At 70.0% G+C, this 18,417-nt stretch carries 18 protein-coding genes; 13 read left to right on the top strand and 5 right to left on the bottom strand.

Going from position 1 to position 18,417, the window contains the following annotated elements; all coding sequences use genetic code 11:
* Window positions 1–146: 146 nt before the first annotated feature.
* Window positions 147–1,037 carry an NADP-dependent oxidoreductase gene (locus AVR91_RS10950; RefSeq protein WP_063277520.1) on the bottom strand — a complete coding sequence of 297 codons (891 nt, stop codon included), beginning with the start codon at window positions 1,035–1,037 and terminating at the stop codon, window positions 147–149.
* 135 nt (window positions 1,038–1,172) lie between these two features.
* Between AVR91_RS10950 and AVR91_RS10945 the strand changes: the two genes are divergently transcribed.
* From AVR91_RS10945 to mnmA, 4 genes are read left to right on the top strand one after another with little or no spacing between them, the layout of a single operon-like run.
* Window positions 1,173–2,429 carry a helix-turn-helix transcriptional regulator gene (locus AVR91_RS10945; protein WP_063277521.1) on the top strand — a complete coding sequence of 419 codons (1,257 nt, stop codon included), beginning with the start codon at window positions 1,173–1,175 and terminating at the stop codon, window positions 2,427–2,429.
* A gap of 18 nt (window positions 2,430–2,447) precedes the next feature.
* A complete protein-coding gene (locus AVR91_RS10940; RefSeq protein ID WP_228708170.1) occupies window positions 2,448–3,842 on the top strand; it encodes an MFS transporter in 1,395 nt (464 codons plus the stop codon).
* A gap of 49 nt (window positions 3,843–3,891) precedes the next feature.
* Window positions 3,892–5,088 (top strand): cysteine desulfurase family protein, encoded by a 1,197-nt coding sequence (locus AVR91_RS10935; RefSeq protein ID WP_063277523.1) that lies wholly within the window; start codon window positions 3,892–3,894, stop codon window positions 5,086–5,088.
* Window positions 5,089–5,093: 5 nt separating this feature from the next.
* Entirely contained in the window at window positions 5,094–6,185 is a 1,092-nt protein-coding gene (gene mnmA / locus AVR91_RS10930) for a tRNA 2-thiouridine(34) synthase MnmA (RefSeq protein WP_063277524.1), read from the top strand.
* A 182-nt stretch (window positions 6,186–6,367) separates the two neighbouring features.
* Here the strand turns inward: mnmA and AVR91_RS10925 are convergent, their stop codons facing one another.
* The 3 genes from AVR91_RS10925 to AVR91_RS10915 form a co-directional block, all read right to left on the bottom strand.
* Window positions 6,368–6,811 carry a GNAT family N-acetyltransferase gene (locus tag AVR91_RS10925; protein ID WP_063277525.1) on the bottom strand — a complete coding sequence of 148 codons (444 nt, stop codon included), beginning with the start codon at window positions 6,809–6,811 and terminating at the stop codon, window positions 6,368–6,370.
* Complete coding sequence (locus tag AVR91_RS10920; protein ID WP_063277526.1) at window positions 6,808–7,845, bottom strand: MBL fold metallo-hydrolase; 1,038 nt, start codon at window positions 7,843–7,845, stop codon at window positions 6,808–6,810. Before AVR91_RS10920 ends, AVR91_RS10925 begins: the two co-directional genes overlap by 4 nt.
* 282 nt (window positions 7,846–8,127) lie before the next feature.
* Window positions 8,128–8,934 carry a phospholipid scramblase-related protein gene (locus tag AVR91_RS10915; protein WP_063277527.1) on the bottom strand — a complete coding sequence of 269 codons (807 nt, stop codon included), beginning with the start codon at window positions 8,932–8,934 and terminating at the stop codon, window positions 8,128–8,130.
* A 120-nt stretch (window positions 8,935–9,054) separates the two neighbouring features.
* On the opposite strand from AVR91_RS10915, the gene AVR91_RS10910 reads away from it, so the two are divergent.
* From AVR91_RS10910 to AVR91_RS44280, 5 genes are read left to right on the top strand one after another with little or no spacing between them, the layout of a single operon-like run.
* Window positions 9,055–10,092, top strand: a complete 1,038-nt coding sequence (locus AVR91_RS10910) for a methionine synthase (RefSeq protein ID WP_063277528.1) — start codon at window positions 9,055–9,057, stop codon at window positions 10,090–10,092.
* Between the two features lie 22 nt (window positions 10,093–10,114).
* Window positions 10,115–10,807, top strand: a complete 693-nt coding sequence (locus AVR91_RS10905) for a hypothetical protein (protein WP_063277529.1) — start codon at window positions 10,115–10,117, stop codon at window positions 10,805–10,807.
* A 10-nt stretch (window positions 10,808–10,817) separates the two neighbouring features.
* The gene (gene ligA, locus AVR91_RS10900; RefSeq protein WP_063277530.1) at window positions 10,818–12,938 is read left to right on the top strand and encodes an NAD-dependent DNA ligase LigA; all 2,121 of its coding nucleotides are present in this window, start codon (window positions 10,818–10,820) and stop codon (window positions 12,936–12,938) included.
* Window positions 12,931–13,425: a GNAT family N-acetyltransferase gene (locus tag AVR91_RS10895; RefSeq protein ID WP_063277531.1), complete on the top strand. Its 495-nt coding sequence runs from the start codon at window positions 12,931–12,933 to the stop codon at window positions 13,423–13,425. The genes ligA and AVR91_RS10895 overlap by 8 nt, the downstream gene beginning before the upstream one ends.
* Window positions 13,425–13,550 (top strand): hypothetical protein, encoded by a 126-nt coding sequence (locus AVR91_RS44280; RefSeq protein WP_267284111.1) that lies wholly within the window; start codon window positions 13,425–13,427, stop codon window positions 13,548–13,550. Before AVR91_RS10895 ends, AVR91_RS44280 begins: the two co-directional genes overlap by 1 nt.
* A 149-nt stretch (window positions 13,551–13,699) precedes the next feature.
* Here AVR91_RS44280 and AVR91_RS10890 read toward each other — a convergent pair whose 3' ends face one another.
* Complete coding sequence (locus AVR91_RS10890) at window positions 13,700–14,353, bottom strand: ACT domain-containing protein (protein WP_037341914.1); 654 nt, start codon at window positions 14,351–14,353, stop codon at window positions 13,700–13,702.
* 244 nt (window positions 14,354–14,597) lie between these two features.
* Between AVR91_RS10890 and gatC the strand changes: the two genes are divergently transcribed.
* From gatC to AVR91_RS10870, 4 genes are read left to right on the top strand one after another with little or no spacing between them, the layout of a single operon-like run.
* Window positions 14,598–14,897, top strand: a complete 300-nt coding sequence (gene gatC / locus AVR91_RS10885) for an Asp-tRNA(Asn)/Glu-tRNA(Gln) amidotransferase subunit GatC (protein WP_005162012.1) — start codon at window positions 14,598–14,600, stop codon at window positions 14,895–14,897.
* A complete protein-coding gene (gene gatA, locus AVR91_RS10880; RefSeq protein ID WP_063277532.1) occupies window positions 14,894–16,411 on the top strand; it encodes an Asp-tRNA(Asn)/Glu-tRNA(Gln) amidotransferase subunit GatA in 1,518 nt (505 codons plus the stop codon). Before gatC ends, gatA begins: the two co-directional genes overlap by 4 nt.
* Entirely contained in the window at window positions 16,408–17,913 is a 1,506-nt protein-coding gene (gene gatB, locus AVR91_RS10875; protein ID WP_063277533.1) for an Asp-tRNA(Asn)/Glu-tRNA(Gln) amidotransferase subunit GatB, read from the top strand. The genes gatA and gatB overlap by 4 nt, the downstream gene beginning before the upstream one ends.
* A complete protein-coding gene (locus AVR91_RS10870; protein WP_063277534.1) occupies window positions 17,906–18,415 on the top strand; it encodes a hypothetical protein in 510 nt (169 codons plus the stop codon). The genes gatB and AVR91_RS10870 overlap by 8 nt, the downstream gene beginning before the upstream one ends.
* Window positions 18,416–18,417 lie beyond the last annotated feature (2 nt).

The raw sequence follows: 18,417 nt of genomic DNA, 5'->3' as shown, positions 1-18,417 counted from the left end.
GACCCTTTCATGACATCCGCCGGTAGCTGCGGCCCCGGTCGCGAAAGTCCCTCTCAGCACCTCACGCGCGCTAGGAACGGTCCTTTCCTTGCAAATTTCGCAAGGAAAGGACCGTTCCTGGCATCCGGGGTTGACACAGCCCGGCATCACTCCAGCGTCAGCGTGATCTTCCCGCCCGCGTGCCCCGTCGCGCTTTCCCGGTGCGCCGAGGCGGCATCGGCGAGCGCGTAACTCGAACCCAGCTTCAGCTTCAGCCTCCGCGCGACCAGATCCTCAAGAACCGCTTGAGTTTCCGAGCCGCCCGCCGAGAACTTCAGTCCCTGCGCGTAAGCCGCCGGGTCCGCGATGGTGATCAGCCGATCGGGTGAGCCGAGCAGCTCGACGGAATCACCCAGGACGCCGAAACCGGCGGCGTCGAAGACCGCGTCGACGCCGTCCGGCGCGACCGAGCGGACCCGCGAGACCCAGCCGTCGCCGTACTGGACCGGCACCGCGCCGAGCTCCTTCACCTCGCCCAGCGACGAGGCCCCGGCGAGCCCGACGACCGTGGCGCCCAGCGCGACGGCGGCCTGCGTCGCGATCCGGCCGACCTGGCCGCTCGCGCCGTGGATCACCACGGTCTCGCCCGGTTTGACCTCGAGTTCGCCCAGCACCCGCAACGCGGTTTCGCCGGCGATGGGCAGCGCGGCGGCTTCGGCCCACGAAAGCCCGGCGGGTTTGCGGATCACCGTGCTCGCCAGCGCGTACTCCGCGTACGTGCCGGTCTCCGACCAACCGAAGACCTCGTCCCCGACGGCGAAACCGGCGCCTTCGCCCACCGCGTCCACCACGCCCGCCAGTTCCAGGCCGAGGATGTGCGGGAAGTCGACGGGCCGGACCTCGGCCATCGCGCCGGACCGGATCTTCCAGTCGATCGGGTTGACGCCGGCGGCCTTGACCGCCACCCGCACCTGGCCCGGGCCGGGCTCCGGCAGCGGGGCCTCGTGGAGCCGCAGGACATCCGGTTCGCCGTACTGGGTGATGGTGATCGCTCGCATGTTCACTCCTGTTCGGATTTTCTTCGCTGCGATCAGTCAACCGGCGCCCGTATCCCGCCCGAACCAGCCGGACGAGCAGTGTTCACTAGCCGGGAGAGCAGCGTCCCCCGGCCGGCACGCGCCTACTGTGGAGCCATGGATCCGCTGCAAGTGCTGAGCCAGGTCGAGTACATGCTCGCCGCTCCGCGCCCTGAACTCCTGCCGCGTTTCTCCGCGACGGCCGCGACGGTCCTGCCGCATCGCGCCGCCGCCATGGAGACCGGCGACTGCTCGCGCCTGCCCATCAAGGTCGACGGCGACCCGGAGATCACCGGCGCGGTCACGAGCGCGGAGCTTCAGCGGCTCGCCGCCCTCGGCGTCCCTGGCCAGGCCGTGGTGGCCGAAGAGACCCTCGGCGGGAAGCGCCGGAAGCTCGTCGTCCTGACCTCGGCGCCGGTGATCGGCAAGGGCGCGATGATCGCGCTCGTCCCCACCGAGGACGAGCCCGCGGACGGCGCGCTGGAGATCGTCGCCAAGCTGTGGGACATCGTCAGCGTGAACGCCGCCCAGCGCGCCACCGACCCCGAGCCCGCCGTCCTGGAGAGCAACATCGCGGCGGCGACCGCGCGGGCGCGGGCGATCACCGATCTGGGGCAGACGCACGCCACGACGCTGACGTCGCTGCTTTCGGTGCTGCGGTCCCGCAGGCTCGGCGACGCCGCCGCCCGGCAGACCGCGACCGACCTCGCCGCGGCCGCCCTGGTCGAGCTGCGCTCGATCGCCGACCGCGACCAGGAGCTCTCGGCGGAACCGGCCACGGAGGCGTTCGGCACCCTCGTCGCGCAGCTGGATCCCTTGGTGCGCCACAACGACGTGTCCGTCGACCTCGCCGGGCCGGACGACGAACGGCCGCTCCCGCAGGACATCGCGCACACCGCCCGCACGGTCTCGCGTGGTCTGGTGCTCGCCGCGCTGGAGCGGGGCAGCACCCGGGTCCGGGCGTCCTGGCGGATCGACGGGCAGAACCTCCGCGTCACCGTGCGCGACGACGGCCCGGACGTCGCCCGCGCCGTGCCCGTCACCGGCCTCACCGAGCGGATCACCCCGCTCGGCGGCCGCTGGGAGGTCGACGCCGTCCCGGACTGGGGCGCCACGATCACCGCGGTCTTGCCGCTGGGCGTGCAGGAAACCCCGGAACTGCGCCCGCTGGACCGGCTGAACCCGCGTGAACTCGAAGTCCTCGCCGGGATCGCGCGCGGGAAGCGCAACCGGCAGATCGCCGACGAGCTGGCGCTGACCGAGCACACGGTGAAGTTCCACGTGCGGAAGATCCTCGGGAAGCTGGAAGTCAGCTCTCGCGGCGAGGCCGCCGTGCTGGCGCGTGAGCTGCGCCTGGAGTCAGTCGGCGCTTGACCTCCACCGCGCTGGAGGTTGCAGGCTCGTCGTATGACGATCACTGGGGGCAAGGCGAAGCCGAAGGGCGTGCTCTGGACACCCGAGCACCGCGTGACCACCATCGGGCTGCTGCTCATGGTCACGCTCATCGCGTTCGAAAGCATGGGCGTCGCCACCGCGATGCCGACCATGGTGGCCGACCTCGACGGCCTCGCGCTGTACGCGTGGCCGTTCACCACCTTCCTGGTCGCCAGCGTGGTCGCGACCGTCCTTTCCGGACGCCTCGGCGACCGCAAGGGCCCGGCGCCCGCGCTGCTCGCCGGCACCGCGCTGTTCGCCGCCGGGCTGCTGGTCGCGGGGCTCGCGCACGACATGCCGCTGCTCCTGCTCGGCAGGGCGTTGCAGGGCTTCGGTTCCGGTCTCCTGCTGGTCTCGGTGTCACTGCTGATCGCGCTCACCTTCAGCGACCGGGAACGTCCGGTGATCTACGCGGCCAACGCCGCCGCGTGGGTGCTGCCCGCGGTGATCGGCCCGTCGGTCGCGGGCGTGGTGACCGTGAGCGTCGGCTGGCGATGGGTGTTCCTGGGGCTGATCCCGCTGACCGGGATCGGGCTGTCCCTGCTGATCGTCGTCACGCGGAAGCTGCCCCGGCACGTGCCCGCCGAGTCCGCCCGGCGCGCCGGGGTCGTGCCCGCGGTGGTCGCCGCCCTCGGCGTCGCCGCGCTCACCTGGGCGGCGCAGCATCCGTCCCTCGCCGCGCTGGCCTACGGCGGCGCCGGCCTGATCGCCCTCGCGTACGCGCTTCGCAAACTCCTGCCCGCCGGGACGCTGTCGTCGAGGCCGGGGTTGCCCACAGTGATCGCTTCGCGCGCGTTGATCGCGGGCGCGTACGCCGGGATGGAGGCGTACCTGCCGCTCACGATGACCGAGGTCCACGGGTACAGCCCCGCGCTGGCCGGGCTGCCGCTGACGGTGACCGCGCTGGGCTGGTCGGCGGGGTCGATGCTGCAGGGCCGCATGCTCGACTGGTCGCGCGAAGCGTCCCTGCGGACCGGGTTCGCGCTGGTCGCGGCCGGTCTGGCGATCTTCGTCTTCGTCCCGCTGCCCTCGTTCCCCGGCTGGATGGCGTTCGTGGCGTCGGCGATCGGCGGCTCCGGGATGGGGATCGCGATGCCCGCGATCTCGGTCCTGCTGCTCCGGTACTCGCCGGAGGCGGAACGCGGCTTCAACACCTCGGCATTGCAGCTCGGCGACTGGGTCGGATCGGCCCTGACCATCGGTTTAGGCGGTGTCCTGCTCGCTTCGCTGGCGTCGGCGAAGGAGCCTTCGGTGGCGATCGTGGTGCTGACGGTGGTGTTGACCGGCATCGCGTTGCTCGGGGTGCGGGTGACCGGCCGGTGGCCGTCGGATATGAGCGCCGCCACCCGCTGACCAGGGTGGGCTTGGTCACGCCCCGGAACGGGCTACCCTGAAGGATGCGATGACCTATCTCGACCACGCGGCGACCACCCCGATGTTGCCCGAAGCCGTAGCGGCGATGTCCGAGGCGCTGTCCACAGTGGGCAACGCCTCCGCGCTGCATTCCTCGGGACGCCGGGCCCGCCGCCGGGTCGAAGAGGCCCGCGAGGTGATCGCGGAGGCGCTGGGCGCCCGGCCGTCCGAGGTGATCTTCACCGCCGGGGGCACCGAGAGCGACAATCTCGCGGTCAAGGGCATCTTCTGGGCCCGCAACGGCGAGGACGCCGAACGGCGCAGGGTGCTGTGCAGCACCGTCGAGCACCACGCCGTCCTCGAGTCCGTCGAGTGGCTGGAGCAGCACGCGGGCGCCGAGATCGTCTGGGTCGAGGTCGACGAAGCGGGCCGGGTCACCCCGGAGTCTTTGCGCACCGCGCTCGGCGACAGCCCGGAGACGGTCGCGCTGGTCACCGTGATGTGGGCGAACAACGAGGTCGGCACGGTCAACCCGATCGCCGAACTCGCCGCCGTCTGCGCCGAGCACGAGATCCCGCTGCACACCGACGCCGTCCAGGCCGTCGGCGCGGTGCCGGTCGACTTCGCCGAAAGTGGCGCCGCGGCGCTGACCCTCACCGCGCACAAGCTCGGCGGCCCGTACGGCGTCGGCGCGCTGCTCCTGGGGCGCGACACGGCGTGCGTGCCGGTGCTGCACGGCGGTGGCCAGGAGCGCAGCGTGCGTTCGGGCACGCTCGACGTCCCCGCGGTGATCGCGTTCGCGACGGCGGTGAAGGCCGCGGTCGAAGGGCGCGAGGAGTACGCGAAACGCGTCGCCGAACTGCGGGACGACCTGATCGAGGCCGTCCGGCGCGAGGTGCCGGACGTGGTGCTCAACGGCGGCGAGGGCGAGCGCCTGCCCACGCACGCCCACTTCACCTTCCCCGGTTGCGCGGGTGACAGCCTGTTGATGCTCTTGGACGCCAAGGGCATCGAATGTTCCACCGGATCGGCGTGCACGGCGGGTGTCGCGCAGCCGAGCCACGTGCTGCTGGCCATGGGTGCCGAACCCGCGGCCGCGCGCGGGTCGCTGCGGTTCTCGTTCGGGCATACCTCGGCACCGGAAGACGTTGAAGCGGTTTCGAGGGAGATCGCGGGCGTCGTCGACAGGGCGAGGCAGGCGGGACTCGCCGGAATGCGCAAGCAGACGCAGAAGCAAGAGGTGTGAGGAAGATGCGCGTACTGGCCGCGATGAGCGGGGGAGTGGACTCGGCGGTGGCCGCCGCGCGCGCCGTGGACGCCGGGCACGAGGTCGTCGGCGTGCACCTGGCGCTGTCGGCGAAGCCCGGCACGCTGCGCACCGGATCCCGCGGCTGCTGCACGATCGAGGACTCCGGCGACGCTCGGCGGGCGGCGGACATCCTCGGTATCCCGTTCTACATCTGGGATTTCGCCGAGCGCTTCACCGAAGAGGTCATCGAGACCTTCGTCGGAGAGTACGCCGCGGGCCGGACGCCGAACCCGTGCGTCACCTGCAACGAGAAGATCAAGTTCGAGGCGTTGCTGGACAAGGCGATGGCGCTCGGCTTCGACGCCGTCGCCACCGGGCACTACGCCCGTCTGTCCCTTGTGGACGGTGTGCCGGAGCTGCGGCGCAGCGTCGACACGGGCAAGGACCAGTCGTACGTGCTGGCTTCGCTCACTCCGGAGCAGCTGCGGCATTCGCTGTTCCCGCTGGGTGATTCGTGGAAGACCGACGTCCGCGCCGAGGCCGCGAGCCGTGGCCTGTCGGTGGCGAAGAAGCCGGACAGCCACGACATCTGCTTCATCCCGGACGGCGACACGAAGAGCTTCCTGGAGAAGCGGCTCGGGCAGCGTCCCGGTCAGCTCGTCGACGCCGAGACCGGCGCCGTGCTCGGTGAGCACACCGGCGTGCACGGTTTCACCGTCGGCCAGCGCAAGGGCCTCGGCATCGAGGCGCCGGCGCCGGACGGGCGGCCGCGCTACGTGCTTTCGCTGGAGCCGGTTTCGGGCACCGTGAAGGTCGGATCCGCGCGGGACCTGGGCGTGAACGTGATCGAGGCGGACCGCCCGATCTGGCCGAGCGAGCGGCCGCTGGACGGCCCCACCGAATGCGTCGTGCAGGTGCGCGCGCACGGCGGGATCGTCGAGGCCGTCGCGGAGGTCTCCGGCGACTCGGTCACCATCCAGCTGCGCGAGCCGCTGCGCGGCGTCGCTCCGGGGCAGGTCGTCGTGCTTTACCGCACCGATGCCGCCGAGGGCGACCTGGTGCTCGGCAGCGCGAAGATCTCCGGAACCCGCTGACCCCCGCATTTAGTCCTCTGGATGCGGTCCTTGCGCGTGCAACTACCGCATTTAGAGGACGAAATGCGGCGCGGGGCAAAGTTGGCGCGGGACTCGCGTGATTGGAGGCGAAGGGGCCCTTCGTCGCATCGGACGCGGCGAAGGGAGCCTTCACCCCACCACCGAGCCAAATGCGGGGCGGGCTAGAACTTCAGCTTGAAGCCGGTGTGCGTCGCCTCGAAGCCGAGGCGCACGTAGAACCGGTGCGCGTCCTCGCGTTTCACGTCCGACGTCAGCTGCACGAGGGCGCAGCCCCGCCGCCGCGATTCGTCGATGGCCCACGTCATCAGCTCGCCGCCGAGGCCGGAGCCACGATGGCTCGCCCGCACCCGGACGGCCTCGATCTGCCCGCGCAGCGCGCCTTTCCTGGCCAGGCCGGGGATGATCGACAGCTGGAGCGTGCCGACGGCCTCCCCGCCGTCGTCGGCGACGATCAGCAGCTGCGCCGGATCGGCGTCGATCTGCTCGAAGGCCTTCAGGTACGGCGTGAGGTCGTCGGCCGAATCACGGGTGCTGCCGATCTGGTCGTCGGCGAGCATCCCGACGATCGCCGCGACGTCTTCCCGGCGCGCTTGACGGATGATCATGAGGCGTAGTGTCGCACCCCGTCGGTCTCGGTCGCGGTGAGTTTTCCTTGGGCCACCAGCAGATCCAGATGCGAACCGGTCTCGAGGACGGCGAGCATCTGGTTGAACGGGTCCATGTCGGGCAGTTTGCGCTGCTTGCGCGTCCAGCCCAGCCGCAGAGCGACCTCGTACGCCGTCGTGTCGTCCGCGGTGATCTCGGCGCCCATGACCTCCAGCCGGTCGCGGTGGTGCTCCAGCAATTCGTCCACGCGGGCGTGGACGCTGCCGGTGACGGGGCCGTGCGCCGGGAGCATGCGCCGGTCCGGCATCTCGCGGACCAGGCGCAGGGAGTCGAGGTAGTCGCTCAGCGGCAATTCCGTGGGCACCGGCTGGAACCCGATGGACGGCGTGATGTGCGGCAGCACGTGGTCGCCGGAGAACACCAGCCCCGCCTCGTCGTCGACGAAGACGACGTGCCCGTCCGTGTGGCCCGGCGTGTGCACGACGTCGAACTCGCGGCCGGGCACGATCGCGCGTTTGCCGGGGACGAGCCATTCGTCGGGCTGTTCCCACAGATGCGCCTCGGTGTGCCGGACGCCGCCGAAGGCCCTGGCGAGTTCCTCGACGACGGGGTCCGCGCCGCAGCGCTGGAGCAGGCCGACCTGCGCCTCCATCGGGAAACGGTCCGGATCACCGGAGCGCACCAGCGACGGCTCTTCCCGTTTCCCGAGCCCGAGTTTGCCGCCGAACTCGCGGCGCAGTTCCACGGCCAGCGTGTAGTGATCGCGATGCACGTGGGTGATCAGGAACTCGTCGATGTCGCCGAGATCCGCGCCGAGCGCCTTCAACCCGCGCGAAAGCCGTTCGCGCGCCGACTCCAGCGCCCAGCCCGAATCCACGAGGACCAGACGGGTGCCGTCGGTGACGACGTAGACGTTGACCGCGCGCAGCGCGTCCTGCGGCAAGGGCAGCGGGATCCGGTGGACCCCCGGCGAAACCGTGTAGACGCCTGGCTCGGCCCAGTCCCGTTCGCCGTCTTCCGGCAACGGTTCCATGGTGACCTCCGTCCCGGACGCACACCGGTGTGCCGCCCAGTCCCACCACTTTGTGCCGCCGGAAGCCGAGTGTCCACTTGAGCGGGGTGAGACCCCGGTCACTACGGAAGGGTGGTTTCGCGTGTCTGGCGGGACGACATGCGTGATCAGGTGGACGACACACGTGTCCAGGGGAACGACGCGCGGCAGCCCTGGCTGCGGGCGCGTGTCGTCCCTCCAGTCACGCGTGTCGCCCCTCTGATCACACGTGCCGTCCACTCAGTCACGCGAAGCTGCGCTGCTTCAGCGATCGTCCTGCTTCAGCGCCGTGTCGATCGTCAGTGCCGAAGCGACCACCATCGAAGCCAGCGGATCCCGCAGCGGCCGGTGGATCTCGACGACGTAGTTGTCGGCGGTGGTGAACGCGGCCTTCACGAAACCGCCCCAGGTCTTGGTGATCCGCGCGATCTCGGCGTCGGCGTGGTCCTTGATCACGAAGTTCCACGCCCGCCAGTTCTCCGCGAAGATCCCGCCGACCTTCTGGCCGTTCACCACGAAACCCAGCCGGATCTTCCCGAAGACGTTCTCCTGCACGATCTCCCCGATGGGGGAGTCGTCGGCCTTCGTCACCAGGAACCGGGATTTGAACACCTTCGCCGGCCGCGTCACCTTCAGCACGGTGCTGTGGTTCGCGTCGCGGATTTCGAAGCGGTGGGTCAGGAACTGGTCGTAGTTCGTGAGCAGCCGGATGGCCTTCTTCAACGTGCTCTGCCCGACCTGGACGACGCCGCCGAGACGGTTGCCGTTCTGGTCGAACACGCCGAACTCGTTCGACATCTCGATGAGTTTCGCGCGCTGGTTGACCACCAGCACGGGTTCGGAGAACAGCGTGCCGCCGCCGACCACCCCGGTGGCCCGGCCCTGCGTGCCCCTCGCCGCTTGTGCCCGGATCTTGTCCGGGTCGGCGGCGCCTTCGATGTCCAGTTCGATCATCTCGGCGTCGTGCGACGGCCGCGTGTTCGCGGTCCAGGCCTGCCCGTCCCACCACCGGTACACCCGGGGGTTCTGCTGGTCGGGATACCAGCCGGCGGGCTGTGGAGAGCTCGTCATGGCAGGTCAGCGTAATGCGCTCAGTGCCGTCTCGGGCTCGTCGACGGCAATTGCGTCGAATGTCCGTGTCCTCCCGTGCCCCGCCTCCCCGCACACTCGGACCAAGGGGAGAATCCGGGTGTGAACGAACGACCTTGGCCCCTCGGCGCGGCCACCGCGATCGGTTCCCTGCCCGGCACCGATCCGGTCGAGGCCGCTTCGATCGTGTTCGGCGAACTGCCCGAATTCCCCTGTATGCCCGAACTTCCCGCCCGCGGTGTCGGCGCCGACATGATCGGCCGGACGGCGGCGTTGCTGGTCGACCTCGCCGTCGAGGTGGTGCCGAGCGGCTATCGCGTCACCGCCCGTCCTGGGCACGATCACCGCCGGGCCCTCGACCTGATGAACTGGGACCTCGACGCCGTCCAGGAGGCCAGGGAGAAGGCGGGGGCGGCGCCGCCTGCCTTCAAGATCCAGGTCGCCGGGCCGTGGACGCTGGCCGCGAACGTCGAACTGCCGCGCGGGCACCGGGTGCTCACCGACAGGGGCGCGCTGCGTGACTTCGCCGCATCGCTGCTCGACGGATTGGCCGGGCACGTCGAGGAACTGAAATCGCGTATCGGCGCGCCGGTGGTGCTCCAGTTCGACGAGCCGTCGCTGCCCGCGGTCCTCGCCGGGGATCTCCCGACGGCGTCCGGCTACGGCACCGTTCCCGCAGTGCCCGCGCCGGAAGCCCGCGAGCTGCTGTCGACGGTGATCTCGGGGGCGGAGCGCATCACCGGTCAGCCGGTCGCGGTGCACTGCTGCGCCGAGAAGCCGCCGATCTCGTTGCTGCGCGCGGCGGGAGCGAAGGCGATCGCGTTCGATTTCGCCTTGCTGAAGGGTGCTTCGCCCGCGCTGCTCGACGAAATCGGCGAGACGCTGGACTCCGGCACCACGCTGATGCTCGGGCTCGTCCCCACCACGGACCCCGGCGTGCCGGTGGAGCTGCGCGACGTGGTCACGCCCGTGCTCAAGCTCGTCGACCGGCTCGGTTTCCGCCGTGAGATCCTCGCGGAGCAGGTCGTGCCGACCTCGGCGTGCGGGCTCGCCGGTGCCACTCCCGAGTGGATGCGCCGTGCGCTCACGCTCAGCCGTGAGGCAGGCAAGGCTTTCACCGAACCGCCTGAAGGCTGGTGAGCGGCGCGGTAGCGTGCCCGTCATGCGTTTGTTCCGCCGTTCCCGCAAATCCGAGGACGTTCCCGACCCCCGCACCGCCTGGCCGGAGCAGCCGGTCCCCGAGGACGCGGCCGCCGCGGCGGCGACGTTCTGGGAGGCGTGGTTCGCGCTCCTGCCGGAGGTCAGCGCCGCCCTCGGCGACCGTGAACCGCATCGGGTGGAACACGACCTGTGCACCATCGTCGAGGCGCTGCACCCCCGGCTGCATTTCTCCCTCGATCGTGGGCACCGGGCGATCTACTCACTGGTGCTGACCGGCCAGGAGGATCCCGAACTGCGCCCGTACACCGACGCGTGGAAGGCCGCGGCGCCGCCGGAGGATGCGATCTGGGAGTACCACGATTCGGTGCCGCCGGTCCCCGATCCGAGTGAAGTCACCGTCAACCTCGGCGAGACCCGCATCGCGCTCGCCGACGTCCGGGTGACCGCGAAGGTGGACGAAGCAGCCGGCCGCGTGGACGTGACCGTGTTCCATCCTGAGATCGGCGAGCTCGCCCCGGAGACCCGGACGACCATGACGTTCCTGCCGCTGGACGCCACGCTGGGTGAGCGGGTCGCGGCCGAGCGGCTGGGCAAGGTCGAGCTGGTGACCGAGGCCCCGGACGGGCAGCTGACCCTGCTCGAACTCCGCGAAGTGGTCGGCAGGCTGTCCGGAAATGTCGGTACCCCCGACTAGAGTTACCCCCGTGAGCAGCGAACTTCCCGAAAACATCGAGCCGGCGCAGGACGTCACCGACGTGCCTGCAGACGTCCGTGAGCGGCATGCCGAGCTGGCGGAGGAGATCCGCGGCCACCAGTTCCGGTACTACGTGCTGGATTCACCGATCGTGTCCGACGGTCAGTTCGACGAGCTGCTCAACGAACTCCAGGCCATCGAGGACGAGTATCCGGGGCTGGTGACGCCGGAGTCGCCGACGCAGAACGTCGGCGGCACGTTCTCCACCGAGTTCGTCGCGCACGATCACCTCGAGCGCATGCTCAGCCTCGACAACGTCTTCGATGCCGAGGAGTTCGAGGCCTGGGTCGAGCGCGTCCAGAAGGAGATCGGCGCGACGAAGTACCTCGCCGAACTGAAGATCGACGGGCTCGCGATCAACCTGCTGTACGAGAACGGCCGCCTGACCCGCGCGCTGACCAGGGGCGACGGCCGCACCGGCGAGGACGTCACGCTCAACGTCCGCACGCTGGAGCAGGTGCCGGAGCGGCTGACCGGGACGGACGAGTTCCCGGTGCCCGCGCTGGTCGAGATCCGCGGTGAGGTGTACTTCCGCGTCGAGGACTTCCTGGCGCTGAACGCGAAGATGGTCGAGGCGGGCAAGGATCCGTACGCGAACCCGCGCAACACGGCCGCCGGTTCGTTGCGGCAGAAGGATCCCAAGATCACGAAGTCGCGCAACCTGCGGCTGATCTGCCACGGCCTCGGCAAACGCGAGGGTTTCGAACCGAAGCGCCAGTCCGAGGCGTACGACGCGCTCGCCGCGTGGGGCCTGCCGGTCTCCCCGCACAGCAAGGTGCTGACGTCCGGCAAGGAGCTGCTGGAGCACATCCAGTACTGGGGAGAGCACAGGCACGACGCCGAGCACGAGATCGACGGCGTCGTCATCAAGGTCGACGAGGTCGCGCTGCAGCGCCGTCTCGGCACGACCTCGCGCGCGCCGCGCTGGGCGATCGCCTACAAGTACCCGCCGGAAGAGGCGATCACCACCCTGCTGGACATCCAGGTCAATGTCGGCCGCACCGGTCGGGTCACCCCGTTCGCGGTGATGGAGCCGGTGAAGGTGGCCGGATCCACGGTCGCGATGGCGACGCTGCACAACCAGGAAGAGGTCAAGCGCAAGGGCGTGCTGATCGGGGACAAGGTCGTCATCCGCAAGGCGGGCGACGTCATCCCCGAGGTGCTCGGCCCGGTCGCCGACGCGCGCACCGGTGAAGAGCGCGAGTTCGTCATGCCGTTGCGCTGCCCCAATTGCGATACCGAACTGGCGTACCAGAAGGAGGGCGACATCGACATCCGTTGCCCGAATTCGCGGTCCTGCCCGGCGCAGTTGCGGGAGCGGCTGTTCCACCTGGGCGGCCGGGGCGCGTTCGACATCGAGGTGCTCGGCTACGAGGCCGCGGTGGCGCTGCTGGACGCCGGTGTCGTGCACGACGAGGGCGACATTTTCGAGCTGGACGAGGAAAAGCTGCTTCAGGTGGAGCTGTTCCGCACCAAGGCGGGGGAGCTGTCGGCCAACGGGCGCAAGCTGCTGGACAACCTGGAGACGGTGAAGGACCGTCCACTGTGGAAGGTCATCGTCGGCCTGTCGATCCGGCACGTCGGCCCGACGGCGGCGCAGGCGCTCGCGCGGGAATTCGGTTCGCTGGAACGGATCGAGAACGCCACGGAGGAAGAGCTCTCCAGCGTCGACGGCGTCGGCCCGACCATCGCCCGCGCGGCGAAGGAGTGGTTCGAGGTCGACTGGCACCGCGAGATCGTCGAGAAGTGGCGCGCGGCGGGCGTACGGATGGAGGAGGAGCGTGACGAGTCCATCCCGCGCAACCTCGAAGGCCTGTCCATCGTCGTCACCGGCTCGCTGAACGACTACTCCCGTGACGAGGCCAAGGAGTTCATCATGGCCCGCGGCGGGAAGGCGGCCGGTTCCGTGTCGAAGAAGACGGCGTTCGTCGTCGTGGGCGACGCGCCGGGCACGAAGTACGACAAGGCCGTCCAGCTGAAGGTGCCGGTGCTCGACGAGAACGGCTTCCGGGTGCTGCTGGAAGACGGGCCCGAGGCCGCGGCCGAGCTCGCCCTGCCGACCGATGAGTGACCTGGAGATCCGGCCCGCGCGGCCGGAGGAGCTGACGGCCGTCGGGGAACTCACGCTGGCCGCGTACTCGGCGGAGCGGACCCTCGTCGACGGCGTGGGTTACGCCACCGAACTGCTCGACGCCGCCCGGCGCGCGGAGCTGGCCGAACTGCTGGTCGCGGTGGATGGGAACGGCACACTCCTCGGCACGGTCACCATCGCCCGCCCGGGGACGCCCTTCGCCGAGCTGTCCCGCGAGGGCGAACTGGAGTTCCGGATGCTCGGAGTGCTGCCGTCGGCGACCGGGCGCGGCATCGGTGAGGCCCTGACCAGGGCGGTCATCGCGCGGGCGCGGGAACTCGCCGCCGCGAGGGTGGTGCTGTGCAGCCTGGAGACGATGACGCGGGCGCACCGGCTCTACGAGCGGCTCGGCTTCGTGCGGCTGCCCGAGCGGGACTGGGAGCCGCATCCCGGGGTGATCCTGATCGCGTACCACCTGGAGCTTTGATGAAGTCGGCGACGGCGATCACCACCGCCGACATCCTCGCGCTGGAAGGGGCTGGCTGGGAAGCAGACCTGGACGAGATGCGCGATGATCCCCCGGACCGCAAGTGGCGCGAGCCTCGTGAGTAACGCTGCCTGAGCGAAGCTGACCCGCGCTTGGGCCGAGGCGATCTTCGACTCGTGAGCTGAACCCCTTCTCGGATGTCATGAAAGGGCCGTTCAGGACGAAAAATGTCCTGAACGGCCCTTTCATGACATCCAGTGAGCGAAACCGAAGGTCAGCTGTCCAGTACGACGGCGACGATCCCCGCGAAGTGCGCCAGCCGCGCCACTTCGGCGGCCCGGAAGTTCGGCCCGCCCGGCCGCGCGACCAGCAGCGCCTTGCCGGGCTTCCCCAGCGGAGTCGCCGCGAGTTCGGTCCCCAGTTCCTTCCACGTTTCCGGCACCCAGGCCTCCTCGGCGTCGAGGATGGTGGCGCGTTCCAGCGGCAGCCACGGCAGGTCGGTGATCGGCGTCTCGGGCGCGGCGTTGGACGACGCCAGCCGGATCGCGCCCGCTTCGGCGTGTTCGACGACGACGGCCCAGCCCGCCCGGATGATCCTCGGCACACCTTCGGCGAGGATCTCCAGCCCCGAAGCGGGCTTCGCGGCGATCTCCTCGACCAGTTCGAGCTCGCGATGGGTGTCCAGCACCCCGGCATACGGCCGGACGGCGTCGACCTCGACCCCGTCGACGCTTTCGGCGGCGGTGATCAGCGCGTCCGGCAGCCTGCCGGAGGGGATTTCGACGACGAGGTCGTCGATGGCGACACCGCCGCCCCGTTCGACGACGTCCACGCTCAGGATGTCGGCGCCGACGGTGCCGAGCGCGGTGGCGACCGCGCCGAGGGTCCCCGGGGTGTCCGGTAATTGGACCCGGATCAGGAACGACACACGCGCCCCTCTCGCCTCAGGCGTCCCAGCCTCGCCGTGGAACGCGCTACGCCGGGCGCCGATTGTGACAGACCGGACGAGGTAATGGGGACCGACGTCCGGGGCGCGGGATAACGAACCAGGCACTCCTTACCCGACATGGGAGCGCAGGCCGCGGCATAACCCAGTCGAGTCCGCCGACGCCGCCACCATAGACTTGCAGCTTCCGACAGAACCCGCACAGCACACCCCGGGAGTCACCCGCGTGCCCAACATTTCCCGCGACGAGGTCGCACACCTCGCCAAGCTGGCCAGGCTTGCCGTCACCGAAGAGGAGCTGGACGTCTTCGCAGGCCAGCTCGACCAGATCCTGGACTCGGTGGCCAAGGTGAGCGAGGTCGCAGGCGAGGACGTCCCGCCCACGTCGCACGCCGTGCCGCTGACCAACGTGTTCCGTGAGGACACGGTCCGACCGGGGCTGACCCAGCAGCAGGCGCTGGCCGGTGCGCCGGCCAGCGAAGAGGGTCGTTTCCGGGTGCCGCGGATTCTGGGAGAAGAACAGTGACCGAACTCATCAAGCTCACCGCCGCCGAGCTGGCGGAGAAGATCCAGGCCCGTGAGGTCTCGGCCGTCGAGGTCACGCAGGCCCACCTGGACCGGATCGCCGAGGTCGACGACCACATCCACGCTTTCCTGCACGTCGACACCGAGGGCGCGCTCGAAGCCGCCCGCGCGGTGGACGCCGACGTCGCCGAGGGCAACGCGCCGAAGTCGGCGCTCGCCGGTGTCCCGCTGGCGCTCAAGGACGTGCTGACCACCAAGGGCATCCCGACCACGGTCGGTTCGAAGACCCTGGAGAACTGGCTCCCGCCGTACGACGCCACCGTGACGCGCAAGCTGCGCGAGGCCGGTGTCGTGGTGCTCGGCAAGACCAACATGGACGAGTTCGCGATGGGCTCCTCCACGGAGAACTCCGCGTTCGGCCCGACGCACAACCCGTGGGACCACGCCCGCATCCCGGGCGGTTCCGGCGGTGGCTCCTCGGCGTCCATCGCGGCGTTCGAGGCCGCGATCGCGATCGGCACCGACACCGGCGGCTCGATCCGCCAGCCCGGCGCGGTCACCGGCACCGTCGGCGTGAAGCCGACGTACGGCGGTGTCTCCCGCTACGGTCTCGTCGCCTTCTCCTCCTCGCTCGACCAGGCCGGCCCCTGCGCGCGGACGGTGCTCGACGCCGCCCTGCTGCACGAGGTCATCGCCGGGTACGACCCGATGGACTCGACCTCGATCGACGCGCCGGTCCCGCCGGTGGTCGCCGCGGCCCGCCAGGGCCTCACCGGTGACCTCAAGGGCGTCCGTGTCGGCGTGGTGAAGGAATTCGCCGGCGACGGCTACCAGCCGGGTGTGCTGCGGTCGTTCGAGGCCGCCGTCGAACAGCTGCGCGCGCTCGGCGCCGAGGTCGTCGAGGTCTCGTGCCCGAACTTCACCTACGCGCTGCCCGCGTACTACCTGATCGCGCCGAGCGAGTGCTCGTCGAACCTCGCCCGGTTCGACGCCATGCGCTATGGCCTGCGCGTGTCCGACGACGGCGCGCACAGCGCCGAAGAGGTCATGTCGCTGACCCGCGAGAAGGGCTTCGGCCCCGAGGTCAAGCGCCGCATCATGCTCGGCACGTACGCGCTTTCGTCGGGTTACTACGACGCGTACTACGGCTCGGCGCAGAAGGTCCGCACGCTCATCACGCGCGACTTCGAAGCCGCTTACGAAAAGGTGGACGTGCTGGTCTCGCCGACCACGCCGACCACGGCGTTCAAGATCGGCGAGCGCGTCGACGACCCGATGGCGATGTACCTGGCGGACCTCTGCACCATCCCGTCGAACCTCGCAGGCAACGCCGCGATGAGTGTCCCGAGTGGACTGTCGCATGAGGACGGGCTGCCGGTCGGCCTGCAGATCATGGCCCCGGCGATGGCCGACGACCGGCTGTACCGCGTCGGCGCCGCCTACGAGGTCGCGCGCGACGCCGCCAACGGCGGCTCGCTGGTGCACGAGGTTCCGGAGCTGGGAGGAAAGAAGTGACCGCCGTGGTTGAGTTGATGGACTACGCCGACGTCATCGAGCGGTTCGACCCGGTGCTGGGCCTCGAGGTGCACGTCGAGCTGAACACGAACACCAAGATGTTCTGCGGCTGTGCCAACGAGTTCGGCGGCGAGCCCAACACCAAGGTGTGCCCGACCTGTCTCGGCCTGCCCGGTTCGCTGCCGGTCGTGAACGGCAAGGCGGTCGAAGGCGCGATCCGCATCGGCCTCGCGCTCAACTGCGAGATCGCGCAGTGGTGCCGGTTCGCCCGGAAGAACTACTTCTACCCGGACATGCCGAAGAACTTCCAGACCTCGCAGTACGACGAGCCGATCGCCTTCAACGGCTACCTCGACGTGACGCTGGACGACGGCGAGGTCGTGCGGGTCGAGATCGAGCGCGCGCACATGGAGGAGGACACCGGCAAGTCGCTGCACGTCGGCGGTGCCACCGGTCGCATCCACGGCGCCGAGCACTCGCTGCTCGACTACAACCGCGCCGGCGTTCCGCTGATCGAGATCGTCACCAAGCCGATCGAGCACACCGGCGGCCGTGCCCCCGAGGTCGCCCGCGCGTACGTGAGCGCCCTGCGGGATCTGCTGCGCGCGCTGGACGTTTCCGACGTCCGCATGGACCAGGGTTCACTGCGCTGCGACGCGAACGTTTCGCTGATGGCCAAGGACGCGACCGAATTCGGCACGCGCACCGAGACCAAGAACGTCAACTCGCTGCGCAGCGTCGAGCGCGCCGTGCGCTACGAGATGACCCGCCAGGCGGCGATCCTCGCCGAGGGCGGCTCCATCAAGCAGGAGACGCGGCACTTCCAGGAGGCCGACGGCACCACGTCGTCGGGCCGCACCAAGGAAACCGCCGAGGACTACCGGTACTTCCCGGAGCCCGACCTGGTCCCGATCGCGCCGTCGCGCGAATGGGTCGAGGAGCTGCGCAAGACGCTGCCGGAGATGCCGTCGGAGCGCCGCAAGCGCATCCAGCAGGAGTGGAACCTGACCGACGAGGCGCTGCGGGACCTGCTCAACGTCGGCGCGGTCGATCTGGTCGCCGCGACCGTCGAGGCGGGCGCGACGCCGGACGAGGCCCGCAGCTGGTGGGTCAACACGCTGGCGCAGGAGGCCAACTCCCGCGAGATCGAGTTGGCCGAGCTGGCGATCACCCCGGCGCAGCTGGCCGAGGTCATCGCGCTGGTCAACGCCGGTGAGCTGACCAACAAGCTGGCCAAGGAGGTCGTGCAGGGCGTTCTCGCCGGCGAGGGTTCGCCGTCCGAGGTCGTCGAGAAGCGCGGCCTGAAGGTCGTCTCCGACGACTCCGCGCTCATCGCGGCGGTCGACGAGGCGCTGGCCGCGCAGCCCGACGTCGCCGAGAAGATCCGCGGCGGCAAGGTGGCCGCGGCCGGGGCGATCGTCGGCGCGGTCATGAAGGCCACCAAGGGCCAGGCCGACGCCAAACGCGTGCGCGAACTGATCGTCGAGCGAGTCGGTGCCTGATCTCGCTTTGAAGAAGGTCACCTGGCGTGAGTGGCTCGGCCTCGCGGCCGGGCTGCTCGCGCTGGTGGCCTTGTTCCTTCCGTGGACGACGCTGACCGCCTCGCGCCCGGAGATCGAAGACGTGCTGAAGACGTTGCCCGCCACCGACGTCACGCGTGACGCGTGGCGTTCGGGCTTCCTCGCCTGGGCGCCGCTCTTCCTCTTGTTCCTTCCCGGCCTCGCGGTCGTGCTGTTCGGCCGTGTCGACGCCGTCCGCCGGGCGGGCCTGCCGCATCTGTGGCTGATGGCTGCCATCGGCGCGCTGCTGTTGATGCTGCTGGGCTGGACCACCCTCGACTGGCAGTTCGACGCCGACCAGCGCGGGATCCTCTCCGCCGCCGGTATCGAGATCGGGACCGGCCTCGGCCGCTATCTCGGCCTGGTGGCCGCCGCGGTCTCCGTCGTCGTGGCGTTCTTCGACGTCCGGCGCCTGCGTGCCGAGACCCGCACCCGTCGTCCCTGATA

The organism is Amycolatopsis keratiniphila subsp. keratiniphila, assembly GCF_001620365.2.
Classification (GTDB): Bacteria; Actinomycetota; Actinomycetes; order Mycobacteriales; family Pseudonocardiaceae; genus Amycolatopsis; species Amycolatopsis keratiniphila.
The sequence above is the reverse complement of the archived record's forward strand: the minus strand, read 5'-3'. Positions and strand labels throughout refer to the sequence as shown.

Coding starts and splice junctions, on each gene's coding strand:
- mnmA (WP_063277524.1), top strand. CDS start 5,094: ATGCGCGTACTGGCCGCGATGAGCGGGGGAGTGGACTCGGCGGTGGCC.
- AVR91_RS10950 (WP_063277520.1), bottom strand. CDS start 1,037: ATGCGAGCGATCACCATCACCCAGTACGGCGAACCGGATGTCCTGCGG.
- AVR91_RS10925 (WP_063277525.1), bottom strand. CDS start 6,811: ATGATCATCCGTCAAGCGCGCCGGGAAGACGTCGCGGCGATCGTCGGG.
- AVR91_RS10915 (WP_063277527.1), bottom strand. CDS start 8,934: ATGACGAGCTCTCCACAGCCCGCCGGCTGGTATCCCGACCAGCAGAAC.
- AVR91_RS44280 (WP_267284111.1), top strand. CDS start 13,425: ATGAAGTCGGCGACGGCGATCACCACCGCCGACATCCTCGCGCTGGAA.
- AVR91_RS10895 (WP_063277531.1), top strand. CDS start 12,931: ATGAGTGACCTGGAGATCCGGCCCGCGCGGCCGGAGGAGCTGACGGCC.
- AVR91_RS10905 (WP_063277529.1), top strand. CDS start 10,115: ATGCGTTTGTTCCGCCGTTCCCGCAAATCCGAGGACGTTCCCGACCCC.
- AVR91_RS10920 (WP_063277526.1), bottom strand. CDS start 7,845: ATGGAACCGTTGCCGGAAGACGGCGAACGGGACTGGGCCGAGCCAGGC.
- AVR91_RS10935 (WP_063277523.1), top strand. CDS start 3,892: ATGACCTATCTCGACCACGCGGCGACCACCCCGATGTTGCCCGAAGCC.
- AVR91_RS10945 (WP_063277521.1), top strand. CDS start 1,173: ATGGATCCGCTGCAAGTGCTGAGCCAGGTCGAGTACATGCTCGCCGCT.